Origin of the sequence: Centipeda felix (assembly GCF_900186465.1) — a bacterium.
Taxonomy (GTDB): domain Bacteria; phylum Bacillota; class Negativicutes; order Selenomonadales; family Selenomonadaceae; genus Centipeda; species Centipeda felix.
This window is the reverse complement of sequence record NZ_LT891959.1, coordinates 410,093-433,864: the sequence shown is the minus strand read 5'-3', so window position 1 is coordinate 433,864 and position 23,772 is coordinate 410,093. Positions and strand designations below refer to the sequence as shown.

Annotated in this window: 25 protein-coding genes; all 25 read left to right on the top strand. The window is 59.8% G+C overall.

Annotation, left to right across the window (positions count from 1 at the left end):
- Positions 1 to 22: 22 nt before the first annotated feature.
- The 25 genes from C1713_RS09460 (at position 23) to C1713_RS09330 (ending at position 23,757) form a co-directional block, all read left to right on the top strand.
- The gene (locus C1713_RS09460; protein WP_050343331.1) at positions 23 to 748 is read left to right on the top strand and encodes a WecB/TagA/CpsF family glycosyltransferase; all 726 of its coding nucleotides are present in this window, start codon (positions 23 to 25) and stop codon (positions 746 to 748) included.
- A gap of 67 nt (positions 749 to 815) precedes the next feature.
- Positions 816 to 1,448, top strand: a complete 633-nt coding sequence (locus tag C1713_RS09455) for a phosphatidylserine decarboxylase (RefSeq protein ID WP_009442736.1) — start codon at positions 816 to 818, stop codon at positions 1,446 to 1,448.
- Positions 1,445 to 2,158 carry a CDP-diacylglycerol--serine O-phosphatidyltransferase gene (pssA, locus tag C1713_RS09450; RefSeq protein WP_102493753.1) on the top strand — a complete coding sequence of 238 codons (714 nt, stop codon included), beginning with the start codon at positions 1,445 to 1,447 and terminating at the stop codon, positions 2,156 to 2,158. Before C1713_RS09455 ends, pssA begins: the two co-directional genes overlap by 4 nt.
- Before the next feature lies 1 nt (position 2,159).
- Positions 2,160 to 3,434 (top strand): glycosyltransferase family 2 protein, encoded by a 1,275-nt coding sequence (locus tag C1713_RS09445; protein WP_102493752.1) that lies wholly within the window; start codon positions 2,160 to 2,162, stop codon positions 3,432 to 3,434.
- 61 nt (positions 3,435 to 3,495) lie between these two features.
- The gene (gene queD / locus C1713_RS09440; RefSeq protein WP_102493751.1) at positions 3,496 to 3,876 is read left to right on the top strand and encodes a 6-carboxytetrahydropterin synthase QueD; all 381 of its coding nucleotides are present in this window, start codon (positions 3,496 to 3,498) and stop codon (positions 3,874 to 3,876) included.
- A gap of 1 nt (position 3,877) precedes the next feature.
- Positions 3,878 to 4,609 (top strand): 7-carboxy-7-deazaguanine synthase QueE, encoded by a 732-nt coding sequence (locus C1713_RS09435; RefSeq protein ID WP_102493750.1) that lies wholly within the window; start codon positions 3,878 to 3,880, stop codon positions 4,607 to 4,609.
- A 301-nt stretch (positions 4,610 to 4,910) separates the two neighbouring features.
- On the top strand, positions 4,911 to 5,738 hold the full coding sequence (locus C1713_RS09425; RefSeq protein ID WP_102493749.1) for an amidohydrolase family protein: 828 nt from the start codon (positions 4,911 to 4,913) through the stop codon (positions 5,736 to 5,738).
- A gap of 8 nt (positions 5,739 to 5,746) precedes the next feature.
- The gene (def, locus tag C1713_RS09420; protein WP_039980968.1) at positions 5,747 to 6,217 is read left to right on the top strand and encodes a peptide deformylase; all 471 of its coding nucleotides are present in this window, start codon (positions 5,747 to 5,749) and stop codon (positions 6,215 to 6,217) included.
- Positions 6,218 to 6,222: 5 nt separating this feature from the next.
- Complete coding sequence (gene fmt, locus C1713_RS09415; protein WP_170950831.1) at positions 6,223 to 7,161, top strand: methionyl-tRNA formyltransferase; 939 nt, start codon at positions 6,223 to 6,225, stop codon at positions 7,159 to 7,161.
- Positions 7,158 to 7,988, top strand: a complete 831-nt coding sequence (locus C1713_RS09410) for a DUF116 domain-containing protein (RefSeq protein WP_102493747.1) — start codon at positions 7,158 to 7,160, stop codon at positions 7,986 to 7,988. Before fmt ends, C1713_RS09410 begins: the two co-directional genes overlap by 4 nt.
- On the top strand, positions 7,989 to 9,338 hold the full coding sequence (rsmB, locus tag C1713_RS09405) for a 16S rRNA (cytosine(967)-C(5))-methyltransferase RsmB (protein ID WP_102493746.1): 1,350 nt from the start codon (positions 7,989 to 7,991) through the stop codon (positions 9,336 to 9,338).
- On the top strand, positions 9,335 to 10,375 hold the full coding sequence (rlmN, locus tag C1713_RS09400; protein ID WP_102493745.1) for a dual-specificity RNA methyltransferase RlmN: 1,041 nt from the start codon (positions 9,335 to 9,337) through the stop codon (positions 10,373 to 10,375). Before rsmB ends, rlmN begins: the two co-directional genes overlap by 4 nt.
- 98 nt (positions 10,376 to 10,473) lie before the next feature.
- Entirely contained in the window at positions 10,474 to 11,217 is a 744-nt protein-coding gene (locus C1713_RS09395; RefSeq protein ID WP_039981583.1) for an FhaA domain-containing protein, read from the top strand.
- Positions 11,217 to 11,657, top strand: a complete 441-nt coding sequence (locus C1713_RS09390; protein WP_102493744.1) for an FHA domain-containing protein — start codon at positions 11,217 to 11,219, stop codon at positions 11,655 to 11,657. The genes C1713_RS09395 and C1713_RS09390 overlap by 1 nt, the downstream gene beginning before the upstream one ends.
- A gap of 4 nt (positions 11,658 to 11,661) precedes the next feature.
- Positions 11,662 to 12,375: a Stp1/IreP family PP2C-type Ser/Thr phosphatase gene (locus C1713_RS09385; RefSeq protein ID WP_102493743.1), complete on the top strand. Its 714-nt coding sequence runs from the start codon at positions 11,662 to 11,664 to the stop codon at positions 12,373 to 12,375.
- Positions 12,372 to 13,643: an FtsW/RodA/SpoVE family cell cycle protein gene (locus C1713_RS09380; protein ID WP_102493742.1), complete on the top strand. Its 1,272-nt coding sequence runs from the start codon at positions 12,372 to 12,374 to the stop codon at positions 13,641 to 13,643. Before C1713_RS09385 ends, C1713_RS09380 begins: the two co-directional genes overlap by 4 nt.
- A complete protein-coding gene (locus tag C1713_RS09375) occupies positions 13,640 to 15,043 on the top strand; it encodes a peptidoglycan D,D-transpeptidase FtsI family protein (protein ID WP_102493741.1) in 1,404 nt (467 codons plus the stop codon). The genes C1713_RS09380 and C1713_RS09375 overlap by 4 nt, the downstream gene beginning before the upstream one ends.
- A gap of 53 nt (positions 15,044 to 15,096) precedes the next feature.
- Positions 15,097 to 16,854, top strand: a complete 1,758-nt coding sequence (gene pknB / locus C1713_RS09370) for a Stk1 family PASTA domain-containing Ser/Thr kinase (RefSeq protein WP_102493740.1) — start codon at positions 15,097 to 15,099, stop codon at positions 16,852 to 16,854.
- A 10-nt stretch (positions 16,855 to 16,864) separates the two neighbouring features.
- Positions 16,865 to 17,734, top strand: a complete 870-nt coding sequence (gene rsgA / locus C1713_RS09365) for a ribosome small subunit-dependent GTPase A (RefSeq protein WP_102493739.1) — start codon at positions 16,865 to 16,867, stop codon at positions 17,732 to 17,734.
- Between the two features lie 11 nt (positions 17,735 to 17,745).
- Positions 17,746 to 18,456 carry a ribulose-phosphate 3-epimerase gene (rpe, locus tag C1713_RS09360; protein WP_102493738.1) on the top strand — a complete coding sequence of 237 codons (711 nt, stop codon included), beginning with the start codon at positions 17,746 to 17,748 and terminating at the stop codon, positions 18,454 to 18,456.
- 20 nt (positions 18,457 to 18,476) lie between these two features.
- The gene (gene queC / locus C1713_RS09355) at positions 18,477 to 19,163 is read left to right on the top strand and encodes a 7-cyano-7-deazaguanine synthase QueC (protein WP_102493737.1); all 687 of its coding nucleotides are present in this window, start codon (positions 18,477 to 18,479) and stop codon (positions 19,161 to 19,163) included.
- Positions 19,163 to 19,951, top strand: coding sequence for a GTP cyclohydrolase FolE2 (gene folE2 / locus C1713_RS09350; protein WP_102493736.1), 789 nt, complete (start codon positions 19,163 to 19,165; stop codon positions 19,949 to 19,951). Before queC ends, folE2 begins: the two co-directional genes overlap by 1 nt.
- A gap of 24 nt (positions 19,952 to 19,975) precedes the next feature.
- A complete protein-coding gene (locus C1713_RS09345) occupies positions 19,976 to 20,956 on the top strand; it encodes a lysylphosphatidylglycerol synthase transmembrane domain-containing protein (protein ID WP_102493735.1) in 981 nt (326 codons plus the stop codon).
- A 375-nt stretch (positions 20,957 to 21,331) separates the two neighbouring features.
- Entirely contained in the window at positions 21,332 to 22,993 is a 1,662-nt protein-coding gene (locus C1713_RS09340) for a methyl-accepting chemotaxis protein (RefSeq protein WP_245871090.1), read from the top strand.
- A gap of 311 nt (positions 22,994 to 23,304) precedes the next feature.
- Positions 23,305 to 23,757: a CtsR family transcriptional regulator gene (locus tag C1713_RS09330; protein WP_102493733.1), complete on the top strand. Its 453-nt coding sequence runs from the start codon at positions 23,305 to 23,307 to the stop codon at positions 23,755 to 23,757.
- Positions 23,758 to 23,772 lie beyond the last annotated feature (15 nt).

Genomic DNA, 23,772 nt, shown 5'->3' with positions numbered 1-23,772 from the left:
GAGACAGAAGGAGGAGTTGCGCTTGGCAGAGCGGGTGAATATCCTGGGGGTCGATGTCGATGCCGTCACAATGGCGGAGGCTGTCGATGTCGTGCGCCGTGCCATGGACACGCGTGCGGGCGTTATGGTTGCGACGGCGAATGCCGAGATGCTGATGCGTGCGACGCATGATGAGGAGCTGCGCCGTATCCTGAATGCGTCGGCACTCGTTGTGCCCGATGGGGCAGGGACGGTCTGGGCGGCACGTCACCTCGGGCACGCGATGCCCGAGCGTGTCGCGGGCTACGATCTGGCGCAGGAGCTGCTGCGCTGTGCCCCTGCCGAGGGGCGGCGCGTTTACTTCTTCGGCTCAGCGCCCGGCGTTGCGGAGAAGGCAAAGGCGAAAGCGGAGCAGCTTTATCCCGGCATCGAGATCGTGGGGGTGCGCAACGGGTTCTTTTCCCCTGCGGACAATGCGGCGATCATCGCGGAGATTCGCGCGGCACGCCCGGATCTCCTGCTCGTCGCGCTCGGTGTGCCGAAGCAGGAGAAGTGGATCGCCGCGCATCTCGCAGAGCTCGACGTCCCCGTCGCCATCGGTGTCGGTGGGACGCTTGACGTCATGGCGGGCGTGATGAAGCGCGCACCGCACTGGATGCAGAAGGCAAAACTGGAATGGCTCTTCCGCGGCCTGATGCAGCCGAAACGTGCAGGCCGTCTGCTGGCACTGCCGAAATTCGTCCTGAAAGTGCACGCATCGCGAAAATAAGAGCCATATCTGTGGACAAAGAATAGGCTTTCCATTATAATGTGAGAGAAAAAGGAGGCGTGTCTGCGTGGTCATTGTCAGTGAGGGCTATAAGTTTATCGGCGCCGCACTCGTTTTGGCGGTTATTTTTGGATACTTTGCGCATCCGTATGCCGCGCTTCCGTTCGTCGTGCTGGCGTGTTATTTTGCCTATTTCTTCCGCAGCCCGACACGTACGATCGCCGCAAACGAACATCATATTCTGTCGCCTGCCGACGGCACGGTGACGGAGATCTCCTCTGTGGGCGTGGATGATTTCGTCGGGGAGCCGTGCAACAAGATCGTCATCTTCATGTCGGTCTTTAATGTGCACGTCAACCGCAGTCCGATCAATGGGGAAATCAAACTGCAGAAATATTACTGCGGCCGTTTTCGTCCCGCCTACAAGGACGAGGTCGGCTTTGAAAATGAACACCATCTGATCGGCATAGACCGCGGCGATCTGCGTATCACGGTAAAGCAGATCGCGGGAATCCTCGCGCGGCGCATCGTCTCGTGGGTAACGCTCGACGACCGCATGAAGCAGGGAGACATCTACGGCATGATCCGCTTCGGCTCCTGCCTTGAGATCGTGATGCCTGAGCGGGCGCAGATCCTCGTGCGGGAAGGCGAAAAGGTGCAGGGCGGCAGGACTGTCCTGGGGAGGCTTGAAGGCGAATGAATTACAGACGATTTCTGCCGAATCTGTGTACGGCGATGAATCTGTTCTTTGGTATGTGTTCCATCCTGTCAACGGCAGAAGGCCATCTTGACTGGGCGGCGATCTTCATTCTGCTCGCGCTGGTCGCGGACGGCATGGACGGACGCGTGGCGCGTGCGCTCGGCGTCTCCAGTGAGTTCGGCAAGGAGATGGACTCCCTCTGCGACCTCGGCTCATTCGGCATCGCCCCCGCGCTGCTCGCGTGGAAACTGGCTCTCTTCTCCTACGGGCTCGTCGGTGCAGCGGCGGCGATCTGCTTTGCTCTCTGCGGGATGTGGCGTCTCACGCGCTTCAATGTGAATGCCAATGTGGTGCACGGCTACTTTATGGGGCTCGCCATTCCTGCGGGCGGGAATCTCGTCGCCATGTCGGCATGGCTCTTTCTCTCGCTCGGCATTAACCCTGCCGACTATGGGCTTCTTTATCCCGCCGCGGTCGCCGTGACGGGCTATCTGATGGTCAGTCACGTCCACTACCCGGATTTTAAGGGCGGCGGGGAACGGATTTACTTTGTATCGAAGCTCGTCGCACTCATCGTGTTTGCCGGCATCCTCTACGTCGGACAGACGGCCGTTCTGCCCGCTGTATTTACGGCGATTTTTGCGGCGTATGCGCTCTTTGGCATCGTCAACCATGTGACTGCGCTGACGATGCGGACGAGGGAAAGCTGATATGACAGAGATCTTTCATGCACTCTCGCCCTATCTGCCGGCACATGTCTTTGACATCATCATGGTGCCAATGCAGATTCTCCTCCTGCTCTTCACGCTGTATTTTTTCTTCATCGGCTTCTGCTGTCTGTGGCGGCATGGGGAGAAAAAAATCCTGACGCCGGAGAAGACATTTGCTGTTGTCGTCGCCGCGCACAACGAGGCGGCGGTCATCGGGCAGCTCATCGAAAATCTGCAGCGGCTCGACTATCCCAAGGAACTGTACGACATCTATGTCATTGCCGACAACTGTACGGACAATACGGGGGAGATCGCGGAGAAGGCGGGCGCCATTGTCTGCACGCGCACGCATCCGACGAAGAAGAGCAAGGGGTTTGCCCTTGAGTGGATGTTTGAGCAGCTCTTTGCGATGGACAAGGAGTACGATGCCGTCGCTATCTTCGATGCGGACAACCTCGTACACCCGAATTTTCTCAAGGAGATGAACAACCGTCTCCTCAAGGGCGACAAGGTCATTCAGGGCTATTTGGATGCGAAGAATCCATACGATACATGGGTGGCAGGGACGTTTGCGATTGCGTTCTGGGTCATCGACCATATCTCGCATCTCGCAAAGACGAACATCGGTCTCTCGGCGTGCCTCGGCGGTACGGGCATGTGCATTACGACGGACGTGCTGAAGCGGCACGGCTGGCGCGCGACCTGCCTCACCGAGGACATGGAGTTCACGATGAAGCTGCTTGCCGAGGGCATCAAGACGACGTGGGCGCATGACGCCGTGGTCTACGATGAGAAGCCGCTCACGTTCAAGCAGGCGTGGAACCAGCGCAGACGCTGGGCGCAGGGACAGTTTGACGTGGCGCACCGCTTTATCCCGACGATGATCCGCGAGGGCTGGAAACGCCGCGACATACGCATCTGGGATGGCTGCATCTATCTTCTGCAGCCGCATTTCCTCATGATCTCGACGTTCTTCATCATCATCAGCTATGTGCAGCTGGCGTTCCCGCCGTTTTATACGAGTATCTACAAATTCCTGCCGTCGCAGCTGATGACGGCGATCATGATCGGGCAGTATCTTCTGCCCATGATTATCCTTATCAAGGTGCGTGCCAAGGTGAAGGCGTGGTTCTATTTGCTCCTCTATCCTGTGTTCATCTATTCGTGGATACCGATCATCTTCCTCGGGTTCATCCATCGAAATGAGCATGAGTGGAGCCATACGAAGCATACGCGCGCCATGAGCATGGACGAAGTGATGAGCGATGTGAAATAATGGCATCGAGAGAGGCTGCTGCACGTGTGCGGCAGCCTTTTGACAAACGAAGGAGAGCAGAATGTATACACTGCGCGTTGAAGGCGCATTCGAGGCGGCACACCGCGTTGTCGGGTATCCTGGGAAATGCGACCGCCTGCACGGGCATAACTGGGTCGTCGAGGCGGCGTTTCGCGGCACGGAGCTCGATGATCTCGGAATGATGATCGACTTTAAGACGGCAAAGGCAGCGCTGATGGCGGTATTGGATGAGTTCGACCATCGCTATGTCAATGAACTCCCGCCGTTTGATGCCGCGATGAATCCGACGGCGGAGAATCTGGCGCGAATCATTTTTGAGCGCCTTGCCGTGCGTCCTGAGGTTACGGCGACAGCGGCACATCTTGCTGCACTGACCGTCTGGGAGACGCCAAAATCATCTGTCACGTATGAGAGGGACTGAAATGAACGAGAATATCATCGAGATTTTCTCGACGGTTCAGGGCGAAGGGAAGTACGTCGGCTGCCGGCAGGTGTTCCTGCGCCTTGAGGGCTGCAATCTTCACTGCAGCTACTGCGATACGGACAGCGCGGTCGGGATGCACCCCGACTGTGTCGTGGAGGAGGGAGCGGGGACGTATCATCTCGTGCCCTACCCGAATCCAATCTCGCCGCAGCGTGCGGCAGAGCTGGTGGAGATCGCAGCGGCGGGCGTACCGCATCAGGCGCTCAGCATTACGGGGGGCGAGCCGCTGCTGCATGCAGCGTTCATCCGTGCACTGGCGCCGCATGTGCAGCTGCCGATTTATCTGGAGTCGAACGGAACGCTCCATGAGGAGCTGAAGAAGTGCATTGACTGTGTGGCAGGCATCAGTATGGACATCAAGCTGCCCTCTGCGACGACGCATCCCGTCTGGGATGCCCACGAGCGCTTTTTGGAGATCGCAAAGGCGAAGGATACGTGGGTCAAGATTGTCGTCGCGGCGGAGAGCCCTGACAGCGAAGTCGATACCGCCATTCGGCTCGTGGCGGATACCGCCCCGGAGTCGATGCTGATTCTGCAGCCCGTGACGCCCTACGGCGGATGTACGAAGCCCTCGCCCGAGCAGCTGCTCGCATGGCAGGAGAACGCGCTGCAGCGCCTTGCACATGTGCGTGTGATCCCGCAGACCCATCGGATGATGGATATGCTTTAGGGGCGCACGGATAAAGATCTTGGTGCATGATTCCCACAAAAACTATTGACGGATATGGTAAACTAAGGAAGCACTGATAAATTCGGTACAACCATCTTGACGCATCTTTTTTGCCCGCACTTCGGCGGAAAATCCTCCACAGAGCACCACTCTGCGTCCGGTTTTCCACCTCGTTCGGACGAAAAAATCTACGCCAATCTGGCAGACCTCATTTTATCAGTGATTCCCTAAAACAAAACGATCACAGAAATTGAGAGGCATTGAACGTATCAGTGATTCTTTTGAGGAAGAACAACAGACGATGAAGATTATTGACGCCCATCTGCACTATGGCAGAGGGGAGTATTTTGATACCGTCGCACGTGCGGCGGGACACGAGAATACGGAGGAGGCGCTGCGGCGCGACTGCCGTGCGGCGGGGATTGTCCACGGCGTTATCATGGGCAATCTCCCCGTGGAGGAGCTCGCGCCGAACTATCCCGATCTCTTTCACTACTGTGTCGGGATCGCGGGCGACGGCGGGCAGACGGAGATGAGTGCTGCGCGCATTGAGCAGCTCTTGCCTGCCCTTGAGCAGCATCTTCGGAGCGCGCGCTGCGTCGGCATTAAGCTCTATCCCGGCTACAATTATTTCTATATCTATGACGATATGCTTGCCCCCGTTTACGAACTGGCATCACGGTACGGAAAGCCCGTTGCCGTGCACACAGGACTGACAGCGACGGAGAAGGCGCTGCTGAAGTATGCGCATCCGAATGTCATGGATGAGGCGGCGACGAAGTTCCGTCAGGTGAATTTCGTCATGTGCCATCTGGGGGAGCCGTATTTCGTCGATGCCATTGCGGTGATGGAGAAGAATCCGAATGTCACCGCCGATCTCTCGGGGATGCTTGAGGGGAAAATTGTGGATTTTGACTGCTTCTGTGCGCGAAAGCATTTCTATATCGAGCAGCTGCGCGGCTGGCTCGCGTACCTGAATGCGTACGATCGGCTGATGTTCGGCACGGATTGGCCGCTGGCAAACTTCGGCGACTATGTTGCATTCACAAAGCTCCTCATTCCCGAGGAGCACTGGGATGCTGTGTTTTATGAGAATGCGGTGCGGATCTATCATCTGCACCTGACATGAGGAATACTATGGCGATACTTGACATCAAGAAGGCGGGGGATCCCGTCCTGAAACAGACGGCGGAGCCGATCGAACGCCTCACGAAGCGGCATCGGCAGCTGCTCGACGATATGGCGGAAACGATGTATGCTGCTGACGGCGTGGGTCTTGCTGCGCCGCAGGTGGGGAAGTCTCTGCGCATCGTGGTGATCGACGTGCAGGATGAGCACGGGCTCTTGGAGCTCGTCAATCCCGTCATCACCATGCGCGAGGGAAGCGTGACGGAGTCGGAGGGGTGCCTCTCCGTGCCGAAGGTCTACGGTGATGTGGAGCGCGCGGAGCGTGTGACGGTGGAGTATACCGACCGCCGCAGCCGCCGCCGTACATTGACAGCGGAGGGGCTTTTGGCGCGCTGCATTCAGCATGAGTGCGATCATCTTGAGGGGCGCCTCTTCATCGATATTGCCGTGCGCCTGCGCAAGGGGGAGGAAGAGGAATGACGCCGATGCGTACCGTCTTTATGGGGACGCCGGATTTCGCCGTGGCGATTCTTGCGGCGATGGCAGAGCGGCGCGATCTCACGGATATCGTCGCCGTTGTTACGCAGCCGGATCGCCCGCGCGGGCGCGGGAAGAAACTCAGCCCCTCTCCGGTCAAGGCGTGGGCCCTGTCACATGATATTCCCGTTCTCCAGCCTGCACGCGCACGTGATGCGGCATTTGCCGAAGCGCTGCGCGCCCTCCGTCCCGATGTGGCGGTGGTGGCGGCATTTGGGCAGATCCTGACGCAGGAGATTCTGGATATCCCCGTGCATGGCTGCATCAATGTGCACGCGTCCCTGCTCCCGCTCTATCGCGGTGCTGCACCGATTCAGCACGCGGTGATGGACGGTGCCGCAGTGACGGGGATTACGACCATGCAGATGGATGCGGGGCTCGACACGGGGGATATGCTCCTGCGGCGCGAGGTTCCCATCCATAGGGATACGACGTACGGAACGCTCCACGATGCTCTGATGGAGACGGGGGCGGCGCTCCTCGTGGAGACGCTGGAGCAGCTTGCCGCAGGGGTGCTCACGCGTACGCCGCAGACGGGGGAGAGCAGCTATGCCGCACGCATTACGCGCGAGACGGCACAGATCGACTGGTCGCGCACGGCACGGGAGCTCGATGCCCTCGTGCGCGGGCTGAACCCTGTGCCCTACGCAGAGACGCATCTGGGGGACGCACGGTATAAGATCGGTATGCTGTCCCTCACAGGCGAGCGGACCGATGCGCCGCACGGCACCATTCTCACGGCAGATCGGCGGGCAGGGCTGCGCGTCGCAGCAGGCGATGAGATCGTGCAGGTGACAGAGATTCAGGCACCCGGGAAACGGATGATGGCGGTATCCGACTTTTTGAATGGCTGTGTACTGACTGCAGGAGCACGTTTTACATCATGAGTACGGAGACATTGACGGTCAACGGCGGCAAGGCGGGGGAGAAGAAGACGATTCTCCTGCCCTCACGGCCAAAGAAGCGGCTCTTCATCGGGATGCTCCTGCTCGTGACACTGCTCGCCGCCGTGCTCCTCTTTGGCATATGGTACATTGGCGTGCCGGGGCTTGAGCGCATCCAACCGCTTCTGCCGTGGGCGATCGGCGCTCTGCTGACAGGCGCGGTACTCCTGTCCTTTTTCGGCATCTTCAACATGGTGCTTGCCGTTGCGGGACTGCCGTATCTCCCGTGGATGAAGCGGCAGACCTATGAGCTGATCAATCTGCTCTTTCCTGCTGCCGTGCGCCTTGGGGCGCTCTTTGGCGTCAAGCGTCGTCGGCTGGAGGGCTCGTTTATCGCGGTCAGCAATCTGCTCTTTCACCGCATGCACATCCGCGTGCCCGCCGACCGCCTGCTCGTCGTGACACCGCACTGCCTGCAGCTCGCGAGCTGCCCGCACAAGGTGACGCGCGATCCAAACAACTGCAAGCGCTGCGGCGGCTGCAACATCGGCGATCTCGTTACGCTCTCTGAGGAGATGGGGTTCCATTTCTTTGTCGCGACAGGCGGGACACTGGCGCGACAGGTCGTCTACAACACGCGGCCAAAGGCGGTGCTCGCGATTGCGTGTGAGCGCGATTTGATGAGTGGGATCCAAGACGTTTTTCCGCTTCCCGCCGTCGGAGTGCTCAACATCCGCCCGAACGGCCCCTGCTACAATACGAGTGTGGATATGGCGGAGGTACGCCGCCAGCTCGAAGAGATTATTGAACCCAACCCAAAGGACACATAGATGCCAAAGCAGTACGATGAGAAAAAGATCGACCGCATCCGCGAGCGTGCGATGCAGGTACTCCTGCGCGTGCACAGCGAGGGCGCATACGCGAATGTAGCTCTCGCCGATGCGCTGCGCGGTGCGGAGATGGCGGAGCGCGACCGCCGCTTTCTGACAGAACTGGTCTACGGCACGGTGAAGGCGGGCGAGACGCTCGACGTCATGATTCGCCGCTATGTCGCCGACCTCAAAAAGGCGCAGCCGCCCATACGAGAGCTTCTGCGCCTTGGCTTTTACCAGATCTTCTTCATGGATAAAATTCCGTCGTCCGCCGTTTGTCATACAGCGGTGGAGCTCGCGAAAAAACACGGCGGAAAGGGCGCGGCGTCCTTTGTCAACGGCGTCCTGCGGACGGCGCTGCGCGAGCCACAGCGTGCGGCTCTGCCAAAGGGGCGCGATGCACGCTCGCTTGCGCTGCGGATGCAGCATCCCGTGTGGATGGTGGAGCGGTGGCTGCGCGATTACGGCTATGAAGAGGCAGAGCGGCTGTGCCGCTGTGACAATGAGAGTGCGCCGCTCACGCTGCGGACGAATACCCTGCGCACGAGCCGCACTGCCCTCATGGAGCGACTGACGGCGGCAGGCGTTCACGCCACGGCGTCGCTGCGCGTTCCCGAGGGCATCCTCCTGCGCACGCACGGGGCACTCGATGCGCTTGCGCCGCTGCGTGAGGGCCTGGCGCAGGTGCAGGACGAGAGCTCGATGCTCGTGGCGTATATCCTTGGCGCAGAGCCCGGCATGACGGTGATCGATGCCTGCGCCGCCCCGGGCGGCAAGACGACGCATATCGCCCAGCGGATGGAAAATCGCGGGCGCATTTTGGCGTTTGACATCTATGAGGAAAAGCTGGGGCGCATCATGCGCAACGCAGAGCGGCTCGGCATCTCCATCATCGAGACGCAGCTCCTCGATGCGCGTGAGATCGGTGCGCACTATGGTGTGTGTGCTGACCGTGTCCTCGTGGATGCGCCGTGCTCAGGGCTCGGCGTCCTGCGGCGCAAACCCGATGCACGCTGGCGCAAAAGCCCGTCGGATGCGAAGACCTTGCCGCCGCTGCAGCTTGCGATTCTGGCGAGTGCGGCGCGGACGGTGAAGCAGGGCGGCGTCCTCGTCTACAGTACCTGCACGATGGAGCGCAGCGAGAATGCCGCCGTGGTGGAGGCATTTCTGCGCGGGCATGAGGACTTCGTCCTCGAGGAGACGGGGGCATTTTTGCCGGAGCAAAAAACAGCAGATCGCATGGTACAGATCATGCCGGAGACGGGCGGGCCGGACGGCTTCTTTATCGCCCGTATGAGACGTCGATGAATATTTTTGGATGGACGAAGACAGAGCTTGCCGATGCCCTCCGCGCCGAGGGGATTCCCCGCTTCCGCGCCGATCAGATCATCCGCTGGATGTATCAGCGCGGCGCGGTCTCTTTTGATGTCATGGACAATCTGCCGAAGGTGCTGCGCGCGCAGCTGGCGGAACGCTTTTCCATTGAGCGGCCACAGGTCGGTGCGCGCCTGACGTCGGCAGACGGCGCGACGATCAAGCTGCTCTATGCGTTTGCCGATGGGCAGACGGCGGAGACGGTGCTCATGCGTCATCCCTACGGCAACAGTGTCTGTGTCTCGACGCAGGCGGGCTGCCGCATGGGCTGTGCATTCTGCGCGTCGACGCTGCACGGTCTGGCGCGTAATTTGACCGTGGGGGAGATCGCCGCGCAGGTGATCGGCATGGCGGATTACCTGCGGCAGGAGGGCGTGCGCGTTGATACCATTGTCGTCATGGGCTCGGGCGAGCCGATGGAGAACTACGATAACGTGATCGGCGCGCTGCGCCTTTTGCATGCGGAGGAGACCATCGGGCTCAGCTATCGCGGGATGACGCTCTCGACCTCGGGGATTGTCCCGGGGATTTTGCGCCTCGCGGAGGAGGGGCTTCCGATCTCGCTCTCCATTTCGCTTCACGCGCCGACGGAGGAACTGCGTTCCTCGCTGATGCCCGTCAACCGCATGTACCCCATGGCGGAGGTGCTGCGGGCGGCAGAGCTCTATGCGGCGCAGACGAAGCGGCGTGTGACCTACGAGTACATCCTCATCCGTGATATAAATGACGGCGTGCGCGAGGCAGAGCAGCTCGCGCGCCTCCTGCGCGGACAGCTGGCAAGCGTCAATCTCATCCCGATCAACCCCGTTGCCGAGCGGCATCTCTTTCGCCCGCCGCGCGAGACAGTGCTCCGCTTTCAGCGAATTCTCGAGGCGCATCATGTCACGGCGACCGTGCGCCGCGAGATGGGGACGGATATTCAGGCGGCCTGCGGACAGCTGCGCAGCCGTCTCATGGAAGCAGGACTATAATTTTTTCAAGATTTATGCTATGATATAGAAGTTGTTTTGTATTTGTATGAAGCATGTGGATTTTCCTGTGCTTTGCGACCAAAGGAGAGCGATGCACGATGATGGATCGCGTGGAATCGTTTCTGGGGGATCACATCGAAGGTTTTTTTAACCGCAAGTTCAGCAGTCATCTGGAACCCGTGGAACTGATCAAGGGGCTGGAAAAAGAGGCGAAGCGCCAGAACAGCGCCTCTCTTGCCAATGCGTATATCATCTCTCTCGGGACGGAGGACTATCAGCGGCTCTGTTCCCACCGTGTGGTGGATGAGCTGGGAACGGCACTCAAGCGCTGTATCATCCGTGAGGATCTCTATATGGAAGGGCGGCTCAGCATTTCGTTTGACGTTGACGCGTCCCTGCGCGCGGGTTCATATCGTCTGGTGGGGCGGATGCAGCAGGATCACGTACCGGAGCCGAGCGACGCCGTTCCGCATGACACGCTCGCGCAGACCATCGTGCTTGAGCGGCCATCCCTGCGCGACGGACGTTGTCTCGATCTGCCGCCCGAGCATGAGCTCGCGGAGCTCACGGTACTCAGCGGGGCGGATGAGGGCGTTGTGATGCCGCTCGGCGAGCGCAAGATCTATATGGGGCGGATGCCGCGCAATGAGTTCATCTTGACGGACAGCAATATTTCCCGCGTGCATGCGTGGGTTTCCTACGAGCGGCATCGGCATGTGCTCTACGATGCGCAGAGCCGCAACGGTACATTTATCAACGGAGAGCGGAGAGAGATGCAGTGCCTGAGGAATGGAGATGAGATCCGCCTCGGGACGACGGCGCTCCGCTATGAGGTGCGCTGATGCCGGCACTGGTTCTGAAAGCACTGCGCGTTGTCCTAGAATACGGTGCGCTGCTCTGGCTCGCCTATGCCGTCCTGCATCTTGGGCGGCAGATGTTCACGGCGCTGCGTGCCGATATACGCGCATCGCACACGCCGGCGCAGACCGCCGGGGCGGCGGCACTTGTCGTGCTTGCCGACGAGGGGCTGGAGGGGCGGCGTTATCCCGTGGGGCATGAGCTGTCCATCGGGCGCAGTCCGGACAATGACATCGTTCTTGACGACAGCTTCGTCTCGCATCATCATGTCCTGATTTATCAGCGCGAGAACGCGTATATCGCAGAGGATCTCGGCAGTCGGAATCACACGTATCTGAACGACGGTCAGCTCAGCGGGCGCGCCTATCTGCGCGCGGGTGATGTCCTGCGCATCGGTGCTGTGTCGCTGCGGTTTGAGAGGTAAATACATGATCGAGGTTTCAAGCGCATCGGACATCGGACGCGTGCGCACATCGAACGAGGACAGCTGCGGCGTCTTTTCGCCCGCTGTCTACGTCGTGGCGGATGGGCTCGGCGGACACGCGGCAGGCGAGGTGGCAAGCCGCATCGTCGTCGCCGCTGTGCATGATATGGCAAATGCCGGAGAGCCCATTGACACGGCAGCGCTCAAGAGTGCCGTCCTGCGAGCCAATCAGCAGGTGCTGGATGCGGCCGCCAAGAACTCCTCCTATGAGGGGATGGGCTCGACGGCGACGGTGCTCCATATCGACGAGGAGGCGCAGACGGCGTGCTATGCACACGTCGGTGACAGCCGTCTCTATCTCCTGCGCGGCGGGGCGCTGCGCAGGATTTCGCGCGACCACTCCTACGTGGAGGAATTGGTTGCCCGTGGGGAACTGAGCGAGGCGGAGGCGCAGCATCATCCGCGCAAGAACTATCTGCTGCGTGCCGTCGGGGTCGAGGAGCGCCTGCACGTGGATGGAGATACGTTCCCCGTGATGGCAGGAGACCGCTTCCTCCTCGCCACGGACGGTCTGACCAATATGGTGGAGGATGCGGATCTGTGTGCGCTGCTCGGCGGTAATCCCGACGATGCAGCGCGGCAGATGGTGGAGCGTGCCCTCGATGCGGGCGGGACGGACAATGTGACGGCGATTGTCATCGCCTGTGATCCGTCATGATGCTCAAGATGAGACTCGCCCCGCTGGGCATCCTCCTCTGCGGGCTCGGTGTTCTCCTGCTGAAGCATGGGGCGGGACAGCCGGGGTGGCATTTTGACTGGCAGCGGGATCTGCCCTATCTGCCCGATCTCGGCTTCCTCGTTCTCTGCGGTGCGGCGGGGTACATCTTGGCGGCGCGGCGTCATCTGGACACGGTACCGCTTGCCCTTGCCTACACACTTCTCGCTGTGGGGCTCATCGAGGTGGCGCGGCTGAAGCCCGATCTCTTTGCCGCACAGCTGCGCTGGGCATGTGTCGGCACCGCCGCGTGGATGCTGGTGCTCCTCTTTTGGGCGCGGCTGCGTCGGATGCTCGCCTACCCCTATGTGCTCGGTGCAGCGACGACCATCGTTTTGCTTCTGCCGCTGCTCTTTGGCGTCTCCATTGGCGGCAATAAGAACTGGCTGGCATTCGGCGCATTCTCTGTGCAGCCCTCGGAGTTTGGAAAAATCCTTCTTGTATTCTTCCTCGCGGCGTATCTTGCCGATCATCATGCCGTGCTGACCCTGCCGGCGCGCCGCGTTGCCTTTCTTCATCTGCCGCCCGTGCGCTTTATCGCGCCGCTCGTGGCACTATGGGGGCTCTCGGTGCTGATGTTTGTCATTGCACATGACCTCGGCGCGGCGCTCTTCTTCTTCGGCATGGCGGTGGTCATGACCTATATGGGGACGGGGCGCAAGTCGTATGTGTTCCTCGCCGGCGTGTTCATTCTGGCTGCGGCGGCACTCAGCTATATGCTTTTTGGGCACGTGCGCGTGCGCTTTGATATCTGGATGCACCCGTGGGCAGATCCCAACGGGATGTCGTATCAGATCGTCCAGTCGCTCTTTGCCATCGGCAGCGGCGGCGTCTGGGGGACAGGGCTCTCCGAAGGACATCCCGGGCTCATCCCTGAGGTGCACACCGATTTTATCTTTTCGGCGATTGCCGAGGAATTTGGGCTGATCGGTGCTGTTTTTGTCCTCATGGCGTATGCGCTGCTCTTTTGGCGCGGCATTCAGATCGCGCTGCGGCAGGCGCGAATGGAGGAGACGCTGCTCGCTGCGGGGGCTGCGGTCGCGCTCCTGCTGCAGGCGTTCATCATCGTGGCGGGCGTCACGAAGCTCCTGCCCCTGACGGGCATTACCCTGCCGTTTGTCAGCTACGGGGGCAGCTCGATGGCGGCGAGTTTTGTCTTCCTCGGGATTCTGACTGCGCTCTCTGCCCCACGCAAGGAGGCGGCATCATGACGGATGGAAAAATGCGCCGCCATATCGCCGCGGCGGCAGCCTGCCTCCTCGTCCTCATCGCCGTCCAGATCCTCTATCTGGTCAAGATTTCCGTGTGGGACGGCGCGTCGCTCGCTGCGCATCCGCTCAATATGCGCTCTGCCCTCATGGAGGAGGATATACGGCGCGGGCGCATCCTCGATCATACGGGGCGCGTTCTCGCGGAGAGCGATGCCGCAGGAAACCGCTCCTATCCCTATGGCGCTGTGCTCGCCCCCGTGACGGGGTACCGCACGGATCGCCATGGGGCGACGGGCATCGAACAGACGGAGGGGACACCGCTCAGCGGTGTGACGAACGATGTCGCGGGCATGGGGCCGCTGCGCACCCTGCTCCGCGCCGATGCGGGCTATGATGTCCGCCTCACCGTCGATGCGGAGCTCTCACAGACCGCATACCGTGCCCTCGGCGAGCACCGTGGTGCCGTCGTCGTAATGGATGCGGAGACGGGGGCTCTCCTAGCGATGGTGAGTACGCCGTCCTTTGACCCGTCCGTGACCGAGCGCTCGTGGGATACGCTCTCGTCGCGTGCGGACAGCCCGCTCCTCAACCGTGCCGCGCAGGGGCTTTACCCGCCCGGCTCGACCTTCAAGACATTGGTCGCCGATGCGGCACTCGCCACGGGCGTCACGACGACGGACGAGATCTTCGACTGCACGGGTGAGCTCGCGATCGGCAGAGACTATGTCCTGCATGAGCCGCACGGCGAGGTACACGGGCGGCTGCGTCTGGCAGATGCCCTGCGCGAATCGTGCAACATCACCTTTGCGACCCTCGCCATGCGCATGGGGGACAAGGGGCTCGGCGATGCCTTTGACCGCTTCGGGATCGGGGCAGAGCTGAGCGCGCCGGAGGTTTCCATGGCGGCAGCACACGTTCCCTCCCTGCGCGGGCTGAGTGATGGGGAGATCGCTCAGCTCGGCTTCGGGCAGGGGCAGCTGCTCGTCACGCCGCTGCAGATGGCACTCGTTGCCGATGCGTTCGCAAACGGCGGGCGCATCATGCAGCCCTACCTCGTGGATGCCGTCCTGACGACGGGTGGAATCGCACTTGAGACATCCAGCCCGAAGGTATGGCGGACGGCGACGACACCCGAGCGTGCGGGCATCATCGACGGGGACATGGCGGGGGTTGTCGCTTCCGGAACGGGTACGGCGGCGGATGTCGCGGGCGTGCGTGTGACGGGCAAGACCGGTACGGCGGAGAACGCCACCGGTACGGATCATGCATGGTTCATCGGGTCGGCCGAGCGCGGCGGACGCAAGATCGTCCTCTCCGTCCTCGTGGAGGAGGGCGGCTTTGGCGGCAGAGCCGCAGCGGGCATCGCCCGTCAGATCATACGTACATATTTCGAGGGCTGACACCCTCATGAATCGAGCCTCCCCTACAGGCAGAGGCGATAGGAGGAACAAACATGGTCGAGCGTGTCTTGGATGGACGCTACGCACTGGAGATGCTCGTAGGCAGCGGCGGCATGGCAGATGTCTATCGGGCGAAAGATCAGCTCCTGGAGCGCACGGTTGCCGTAAAGATTCTGCACCAGCAGTATGAGCACGACACGGAGTTCATCGGACGCTTCCAGCGCGAGGCAAAGGCTGCCGCGCGCATTACGCATCCCAACATCGTCAATGTCTACGATGTCGGCGTCGCCGAAGGGCGTCACTACATCGTCATGGAATATGTGCCGGGGCGTACGCTGAAGGAACGCATCAAGGAAGAGGGCGCGCTGCCTGTGGCACAGGCACTCCATATAGCAAAACAGATTGCCGGTGCACTGGCACAGGCGCACGCGAACAATCTCGTGCACTGCGACATCAAGCCGCACAACATCCTCGTCATGCCCGACGGAAATGTCAAGGTGGCGGATTTCGGCATTGCGCGCGCGGTCACCGAGTCCACCATGACCTACAACGACAACATCATGGGCTCAGTGCACTACTTCTCCCCGGAGCAGGCACGCGGCACGATCATCACGCCGAAGTCCGATGTGTACTCCCTCGGCGTTGTCCTCTATGAGATGCTCTCTGGGCATATTCCCTTTGACGGCAATACGGCGGTGAGCATTGCGCGCAAACATCTTGAGGAGGAGCCGCAGCCGCTTCGCCGCCTCGTGCCCGGCATCCCCCCCGTCGTTGAGGCGCTCGTGGCACGCATGATGGCGAAGGATCCCGCACAGCGGCCGGACAGCAGCACCCTTGCGGCGGATATCGCCCATACGGAGCAGCTGCTGCGCGGCGATCAGACGACCGCCGTCCCCGCCTTTGATCCGGATGCGACGCGCGTCCTCAGCCCGCAGGAGGCACAGGAGATTCACGCCGCCGTGCCGGTGGAGGAGAATACGGAATCCGTACCGGTGAATGAGCGGCCGTTCTATCAGAAAAAGAAGTTTAAGTTCGGCATTGTCCTCGTTCTTCTCTTGGGCTTTTTCACCGGCTTTTTCCTCAGCTTCGGCAAGTTCTGGAGCTCAGTCGAGGTCACTGTGCCCGATGTGACGGGAAAACAGCTGACGCTCGCACGTCAGATCCTCGAGGATCAGCATCTGCGTGTCACCGTGGCGGAGACCTATGATGCGTCTGTGCCCGTCGGCATCGTCGTTTCACAGACACCCGAGGCGGGCATGACGGTCAAGGAAGAGCGCACAGTCACCATCTATGTCAGCAAGGGCGGCGAAGAGATTGAGATGCCGAACCTGCGCGGACTGAAAAAGGAAGACGCCATCAGCAAGCTCGAAAAGATGGGGCTGCGCCTCGGCTCGGCATACGAGACGTATTCGGATGAGGACAGCGGTACAGTCATTTCGCAGGATCCGCGCAGCGGGTCGCGCATCAGCAAGGGGCAGAGTGTTGATATCACCGTCAGCAAGGGGCAGAAGGTCAAGAAGGTCGCTGTTCCCGATGTGCAGGGCGTCCCGCTCGACCGCGCACGCGCGATGCTGGAGGGCAGCGGCCTGAAGATCGGCGGCACGTCGGAGGAAACGAGCACGCAGGCAGAGGGAACGGTCATCCGTCAGTCGCCTGCGGCGGGGGCCGAGACAGAGGCCGGTACAGCCGTGCGCCTGACCGTTTCAAGCGGCAAGGGCGCTGAGACGAAGAGCAGCGGGAAAAACAGCGAACCGAAGAAGGGCGATAAAGACCCTGCGGGACGACGCATCCAGACGGAAAAGACGGAGTAGGGAGGCGGCTGTGCATCAGTACGGACGGATTCTGAAGGTCTACAACAGTGTCGTCCACGTCTCTGTGGATGGTACGGAGATGCTCTGTAAGCTGCGCGGCAAGAGCATGCGCGGGCGGGATGCACTGCTTCCCGGCGATGTTGTGCGCGTAGTGTGCGGCACAGATGGTGAAGGCGTGATCGAGGGGGCGGAGCCGCGTACGTCCCTCCTCGCGCGCCCGCGCGTGGCGAACCTCACGCAGATCGTCATCACTGTGGCGGCGGCGTCACCCGACCCGCATCCGCTCGTCGTCAGCCGCTTTCTCGTGCTCGCCGAGCACAGCGGCATACGAAGCATCGTGCTCTGCATCAATAAGATCGACCTGATCGACGGGGAGGCAGCAGCGCAGCTCTGTGCACCGTACGAGGCGGCGGGGTATCCTGTCCTTCCTGTTTCGGCAGCGGAGGGGACGGGCATTGCGGCACTGCGGGAAAGACTGAGCGGTGAGATCACCGTCTTTGCGGGGCCGTCGGGCGCAGGAAAATCCTCCCTGCTCAATGCGATGGATTCGTCCCTCGGTCTGGCGGTGGGTGCGGTCAGTGAGAAAATCGGACGCGGGCGGCATACGACGCGCCGCGCCGAACTCCTTCCCTTTGTGGGCGGCTATGTCGTCGATACGCCGGGCTTTACGCAGCAGGAACTGACGGGTGTCGCAGCGGACGACCTCGCGGACTGCTTTCCTGAGTTCCTGCATTTTCTGGGATGCCGCTTTACGCCGTGCAGCCACAGTCATGAGCCGGACTGTGCCGTCAAGGCGGCGGCAGAGGAGGGGCGGCTCGCGTGTGAGCGGTACGATGCCTACGTCGCATTGCTCAAAGAAATTCGGTCGGCTAGAAAATAGGAGACAGATTCATGGCACATGAACACGAATACGAAGAAGAGATCATGGAGGAAGAGGAGCATATCCACGTTGAGCGTCCAACGATTGTTGCGCCGTCCATCCTCTCGGCGGATTTTGCGAATCTCGGGGCAGAGGTGCGCCGCGTCGAGGAGGCGGGGGCGGAGTACATCCACATCGATGTGATGGACGGGACGTTTGTGCCGAATATCACGATGGGTGCATGTGTGGTCGAGAGCCTGCGCAAGGTGTCCAAGGCGGTCTTTGACGTGCATCTGATGGTCGAGCACCCCGAGACGCACATCGAGAGCTTTGCGCGCGCGGGGGCGGACATCATTACCTTTCATGTCGAGGCGACGCGTCACGCGCACCGCGTCATCCAGCAGATCAAGGCGGCGGGCTGTCGTGCGGGCATCGCGCTGAATCCCGGCACCTCCATCTACACGCTCGAGGAGCTGATCGACGATGTCGACATGGTGCTGCTCATGACGGTGAATCCCGGCTTTGGCGGACAAAAGTTCATCGAGAACACGCTCGGGAAGATCCATGCCCTCTACCATACGATTGAGGGGAATGAGCTGGATGTCGACATCGAGGTCGACGGCGGCATCAATGCAGAGACGGCGGAGTCCGTCCGCTCTGCGGGAGCGAATGTGCTCGTCGCCGGATCGTATATCTACGGTGCGGCAGATGTATCTGCCGCCATCGCGTCGCTGCGCGGCTGATTGAGAGAGGGGAGGACAGTATGGGAGAACGCGCGGTCATTCTGCTCTCGGGCGGACTGGACAGCTGCACCTGCATGGCGATCGCCCATGCGGCGGGACAGGAGCTCTATCCGATCAGCTTTAACTACCATCAGCGCCACAGTCGTGAGATGGATGCGGCAAAGAGCATTGCCGCTCACTACCATGTGGCAGAGCATCTCATCATCGAAACGAATATGGACGCCATCGGCGGTTCGGCGCTGACCGACAGTGCCATTGATGTCCCTCAGGGCAACGCGGAGCGGACAGACATACCCGTTACGTACGTGCCCGCCCGCAACCTCATCTTCCTCAGCTATGCCGTCGGCTATGCGGAGCGCGTCGGTGCCACGCACGTCTACATCGGCGTGAACTCTGTGGACTACTCGGGCTATCCCGACTGCCGTCCCGCATTTATTGCGGCGTTTCAGCGCGCGGCCGATGCGGCGACGGCGGCATCGGCAGAGGACGGACGGCGCATCGTCATCGAGACACCGCTCCAGCATCTCTCCAAGGGGGAGATCATCCGCCGCGGCGATGAACTCGACGCGCCCTACGCCCTGACGACGAGCTGCTATCGGGGGGGAGATACGGCGTGCGGCGTCTGTGACAGCTGCCTTCTGCGGCTGCGCGGCTTTGCTGAGGCAGGCCTGCACGACCCCATTCCGTATGCTGCGGGGAAGAACTGATGCAGGACGTACAGAGCAGGGAGGACGGGCGCGGCATCGCCATTCAGCGCGTCGGGGTCAAGGACGTGCGCCTTCCCTTTCTCATAAAAAAACAGGCGGGCGGCTATCAGCAGGTGCTGGCAACGATTACCTTCACCGTCTCCCTGCCGATGGAGTTCAAGGGGACGCACATGAGCCGTTTCCTTGAGATCCTGCTTCCGTGGCGTGAGAAGCCTCTCGCCGAGGAGGAGATGGATGCGATGCTCACGGAGGCACTCGATCGCCTCCACGCCGAGGCGGCAGAGGTGCGGCTCGCATTTACCTACTTCCTCGAAAAGAGAGCACCCGTCAGCGGACGCACCTCCCTCCTCGGTGTCGATGCGTCCTTTACGGGGCGCAAAAGGCGCGGGATGCCGATGGAGTTTGAGCTGGGACTGTCCATGCCGTTCACCTCGCTCTGCCCGTGCAGCAAGGAGATCTCCTCCTATGGGGCACACAATCAGCGCTCGCGGGCACGCGTGCGGCTTCGCTTCCATGCGGGCGTGCCGTGCATCTACATCGAGGATCTGGCATCGCTTCTCGAACAGCAGGGCTCTGCGCCAATCTATCCGCTGCTGAAGCGTGCCGATGAGAAATACGTCACAGAGGAAGCGTACGAGCATCCGAAATTCGTCGAGGATATTCTGCGCGATACGGTTCTTGCGCTGCGGCAGCTGCCGGGGCTTGCGTATTTCTCTCTCGCCTGTGAGAACGAGGAGTCCATCCACAGCCACAATGCCTTTGCGGCACATGAAGAGCATTTGGATTAGAAGAAAGGGGAGGAGAGGCAGACGATGCGCAAATTCATACGACGCTTTCTCCTCCTTTTCATTCTCGTTGTCGGCATCTCCACCGCCGTCATCTACACGACGGTGGACATCAATACGCTGCAGAATCTGAACCAATTCCAGCCGTGGTCGCTCGCCCTCGCGCTCTGCGCCATCGCGCTCGGCATGTTCTTTGACGGCAGCCGCCTGATGCACCTCGTCCGCATCTCAAACGAACGGATTACGCTCTATCAGGCGGTGCAGGTGATCTTCGGCAACTATTTTCTCGCGCTTCTGACGCCCGGTGCGACGGGGGGCGCCGTGGCGCAGGTCATGTTCCTGCGCCATGCGGGCGTGCCCACGGGAAAGGCGGCCGTGCTCGTCATCGTACGCACGCTGCTCTCGATTTTCTTTCTGGCACTCTGCATGCCGCTGATCTTCCTGCACGATGAGGGTATTGTCCCGGGGATATCAAATGATGTTCTCATGGTGATTACCCTCACCGCGTTTGTCGGCATCATCCTCATCGTCGTCGGCGCACGGCGCGGCTATCTGGACTATCTCGTCGTACGCCTTGCACGCCGTCTGCGCGACCATCGCCGGCGCAAGCTCTTTGCCTTCTATCGCGACACGAAAAGCGCGATTTCTCTCCTGCTCGACGCGCCGCACCAGATGCTCGTGGTATTCGCCGAGTCAGGACTGAATCTCCTGTGCATCTACGCCGTCGTGCCATGTCTCTTGCTGGGGCTCGGCGTCACGAATGCCGATTGGTACACTGTCATGGGGCGCATGATCTTTCTCAATATGCTCCTCTACTTCAGTCCGACGCCGGGCGGCTCGGGCATCGCAGAGGGCGGATTCGTCCTCCTCTTTTCCTCCGTCGTCCCTGCGGGAACGGTCGGCATCGTTGCCGTCTGTTGGCGGCTCATCGCCGAGTATCTGCCGTTCCTCATCGGTTTTTACTACACCGTCACCGTCTTTGGCCGTGAGTTTTTGCGGCGATATTGAGTGTTCTTTGCTGCACGACATCCGCTCGTGCAGTTTTTTTGTGTTGTGAAATATGTGGGGGGATTCAGCTCGTGACGACCTCTTTTCTCCTATTCCTTTACGATTGCTTCAATAAAATTGACGAATCACATACCTTTCGCTTCAATCAAAAAAATCGCGTCAATCCAGAGACGGAGTTTCGATCTGCAATTCCATAAGAATAAAAATAAACATCTTTACAGCAGTATGAAATATGGATATACTATACTTAACTTACTATGTCGGCCATGGGAGCTGATATGGAAATCGACGGCTTCGGTGCTCTGACCGGAGAATGCTGCATCATTCCATCTTAAGGGGGAAGTATTCGAAATGGGACTTAGAACCAAATCTGTCTTGTTTTTTGATCTGTGTGTGGTGCTGATCTGTGTCTGCATGGCACTGATCGGATGGGAGAGTGCCAACAGCGGCTTTAACTCTGCCCTGCAGACACAGGCAGTATCAAATGTCAAGCTGATCTTTGAAAACATGGATGTCCGCTACCCGGGGGATTGGTCGCTGCAGGACGGAAAGCTCTATAAGGGCGATCACCATTTCGGCGACAATCAGGAGGTTGCCGACAAACTCGGCGAGATCTGTCAGGGCTACGTCACCTTCTTTGCAGAGGATGTCCGTGTTTCAACGAATCTCAGGAAGGCGAACGGCGAACGCAACGTCGGCACAAAGGCGAGTGCAGAGGTTGTCGATATTGTCATTAAAGGGAATAAGGAACACAGCGGTCTGGTGACGATCGACGGCGTCGACTATCTGGGGGCGTACGTACCTCTGCGGAATGCGAGCGGTCAGGCGATCGGAATGCTCTTCGTCGGCATCGGCTCGTATGTGATGGATGATGTGCGCCATCAGTTTCTCACGGTTACGGTCGTCGCCTCCATCCTCGTCATTCTCATCTTGAGTGTGCTCTCCTATGTGGCAATCGGCAGATCACTGAAGCCCATTGAGGAGCTCACTGAAGGGCTCAGCCAGATTGCGAAGGGGGATCTTCGTGTCGCCGATCTGGACGAATCCCGTGCGGATGAGCTTGGTATACTCGCACACAGCGCCAATGCGATGAAGAACCGATTGCGTGAAGTCATGTCGAATGTCTCCCGCTCGGCAGAGACTGTTGCGGCGTCATCGGAGCAGCTGACGGCGAGCACACAGGAGACCCTCGAATCCATTACGCATGTCGCACAGAACACCACCTCGCTTGCAGAGGGGGCGGCAGAACAGACAGATATGATCGATCGCCTCGCTGCTAATGCCGATGAAATGTCGGATAAAATGAATCAGCTCGCTGAGCAGACGGACAGTGTCTACAAGCTCTCACAGAATGGGCAGGAGAGTACGGCAAACGGGCAGAACCAGGTGAACGATGCTGTGAATCGGATTCAGGGCATCGCCGAGCAGGTCAGTGCAGCAGCAGGGCTTGTTGAGGCCCTTGGCAAGCGCTCCGATGAGATCGGATCGATCGTTGACACCATTTCAGGCATCTCTGAACAGACGAATCTTCTCGCGCTCAATGCAGCCATCGAGGCGGCACGCGCCGGTGAGGCAGGACGCGGATTCGCTGTTGTCGCAGAGGAAGTCCGCAAGCTCGCGGAGCAGTCGGGCGAGTCGGCAAAGAACATTGCCGACCTCATTCGCCTCATTCAGAAGGATACAGCAGATGCTGTTGCCGCCATCCGTCAAGGGAATGAGAACGTCGATGAGGGGGCCTCTGTCGTCGCGTCCTCGGGTGAGGCGTTCCGTACTGTGGCGGAGAATTTCACGGAACTTGGCAGGAATATTTGCCTTGCTTCGGACGCTGTTGGTGTTGTCAGTAAGGCAAGGGATGACATGATCGAATCTCTGAAGCGCGTCGAGGACATCTCGCGCAAGGCAGCGGATGATACGCAGACCATCTCGGCAGCTGCGGAGGAGCAGGCTGCTGCGATGCACGAGATGGCAGATGCAAGCAATACGCTTGCGACGCTTGCACAGGAACTCCAGAACGAGGTGCAGAAGTTCCACCTGTAAAAACTGATCGAGAGAGAAATGTGAATGCCGCAGGGCGTCAACGCTGACGCCCTGCGGTATTCGTGTTTTTAAGGAAACACTGATAAATTCAGCATCGCCGTCTTAGTACATCTTTTTCGCCCTGTCTGTGCCCGAGAATCCTCCACATAGCTTCTGCTATGCGTCCGGTTTGTCTCCTAGACAGGACAAAAAATCTGCACCAATCCGACGGAATTCATTTTATCAGCGATTCCTTGAGATATATTTGACAAAAATCAAAAAGTCAAATATAATAATATCAAATATGCAAAGAACACAAAGAAGGTGGTATGATGAGCAACATTGCCGATATGATAGAATCCTATATCCTGCGCCAGCTGGCCGCCCGTCAGGACGGGAAGGTCGAGCTGCGCAGGACGGATATTGCCGATGAGATTTCGTGTGCACCGTCTCAGATCAGCTATGTGCTCTCAACGCGGTTTACGCAGGATAAGGGCTTCGTGGTGGAGTCACGGCGCGGCCTGGGCGGATTCATCCGCATTGTGCAGGTGCCGCTGCGTGATCTGGTCTACCGCGATATGATGTCGAAGATCGACGAGAATACGGACTGCGAGTCCGTACAGTCCATGCTGCGCTATCTCATGCAGCATGGGATGATTGAGACGCGCGAGGCAGCATTGATGCTGCAGATGGTAACAGGGCTCTTTCATGCGGAGTCACTCGATGCGAAGGAGCGCGTCCAAATGTTAAAGACGATGTTTTTGACACTGGAGAAATTTACGTAGCCGTTCGATAACATA

What these genes read in the sequence shown, in the direction of transcription:
- C1713_RS09375 (WP_102493741.1), top strand. Translation starts at nt 13,640, where the DNA reads ATGACGGATGGAAAAATGCGCCGCCATATCGCCGCGGCGGCAGCCTGC.
- rsmB (WP_102493746.1), top strand. Translation starts at nt 7,989, where the DNA reads ATGCCAAAGCAGTACGATGAGAAAAAGATCGACCGCATCCGCGAGCGT.
- pknB (WP_102493740.1), top strand. Translation starts at nt 15,097, where the DNA reads ATGGTCGAGCGTGTCTTGGATGGACGCTACGCACTGGAGATGCTCGTA.
- rpe (WP_102493738.1), top strand. Translation starts at nt 17,746, where the DNA reads ATGGCACATGAACACGAATACGAAGAAGAGATCATGGAGGAAGAGGAG.
- folE2 (WP_102493736.1), top strand. Translation starts at nt 19,163, where the DNA reads ATGCAGGACGTACAGAGCAGGGAGGACGGGCGCGGCATCGCCATTCAG.
- queC (WP_102493737.1), top strand. Translation starts at nt 18,477, where the DNA reads ATGGGAGAACGCGCGGTCATTCTGCTCTCGGGCGGACTGGACAGCTGC.
- C1713_RS09445 (WP_102493752.1), top strand. Translation starts at nt 2,160, where the DNA reads ATGACAGAGATCTTTCATGCACTCTCGCCCTATCTGCCGGCACATGTC.
- C1713_RS09425 (WP_102493749.1), top strand. Translation starts at nt 4,911, where the DNA reads ATGAAGATTATTGACGCCCATCTGCACTATGGCAGAGGGGAGTATTTT.
- C1713_RS09380 (WP_102493742.1), top strand. Translation starts at nt 12,372, where the DNA reads ATGATGCTCAAGATGAGACTCGCCCCGCTGGGCATCCTCCTCTGCGGG.
- fmt (WP_170950831.1), top strand. Translation starts at nt 6,223, where the DNA reads ATGCGTACCGTCTTTATGGGGACGCCGGATTTCGCCGTGGCGATTCTT.
- C1713_RS09410 (WP_102493747.1), top strand. Translation starts at nt 7,158, where the DNA reads ATGAGTACGGAGACATTGACGGTCAACGGCGGCAAGGCGGGGGAGAAG.
- C1713_RS09345 (WP_102493735.1), top strand. Translation starts at nt 19,976, where the DNA reads ATGCGCAAATTCATACGACGCTTTCTCCTCCTTTTCATTCTCGTTGTC.
- C1713_RS09390 (WP_102493744.1), top strand. Translation starts at nt 11,217, where the DNA reads ATGCCGGCACTGGTTCTGAAAGCACTGCGCGTTGTCCTAGAATACGGT.
- C1713_RS09330 (WP_102493733.1), top strand. Translation starts at nt 23,305, where the DNA reads ATGAGCAACATTGCCGATATGATAGAATCCTATATCCTGCGCCAGCTG.
- pssA (WP_102493753.1), top strand. Translation starts at nt 1,445, where the DNA reads ATGAATTACAGACGATTTCTGCCGAATCTGTGTACGGCGATGAATCTG.
- def (WP_039980968.1), top strand. Translation starts at nt 5,747, where the DNA reads ATGGCGATACTTGACATCAAGAAGGCGGGGGATCCCGTCCTGAAACAG.
- queD (WP_102493751.1), top strand. Translation starts at nt 3,496, where the DNA reads ATGTATACACTGCGCGTTGAAGGCGCATTCGAGGCGGCACACCGCGTT.
- C1713_RS09385 (WP_102493743.1), top strand. Translation starts at nt 11,662, where the DNA reads ATGATCGAGGTTTCAAGCGCATCGGACATCGGACGCGTGCGCACATCG.
- C1713_RS09395 (WP_039981583.1), top strand. Translation starts at nt 10,474, where the DNA reads ATGATGGATCGCGTGGAATCGTTTCTGGGGGATCACATCGAAGGTTTT.
- C1713_RS09435 (WP_102493750.1), top strand. Translation starts at nt 3,878, where the DNA reads ATGAACGAGAATATCATCGAGATTTTCTCGACGGTTCAGGGCGAAGGG.
- rlmN (WP_102493745.1), top strand. Translation starts at nt 9,335, where the DNA reads ATGAATATTTTTGGATGGACGAAGACAGAGCTTGCCGATGCCCTCCGC.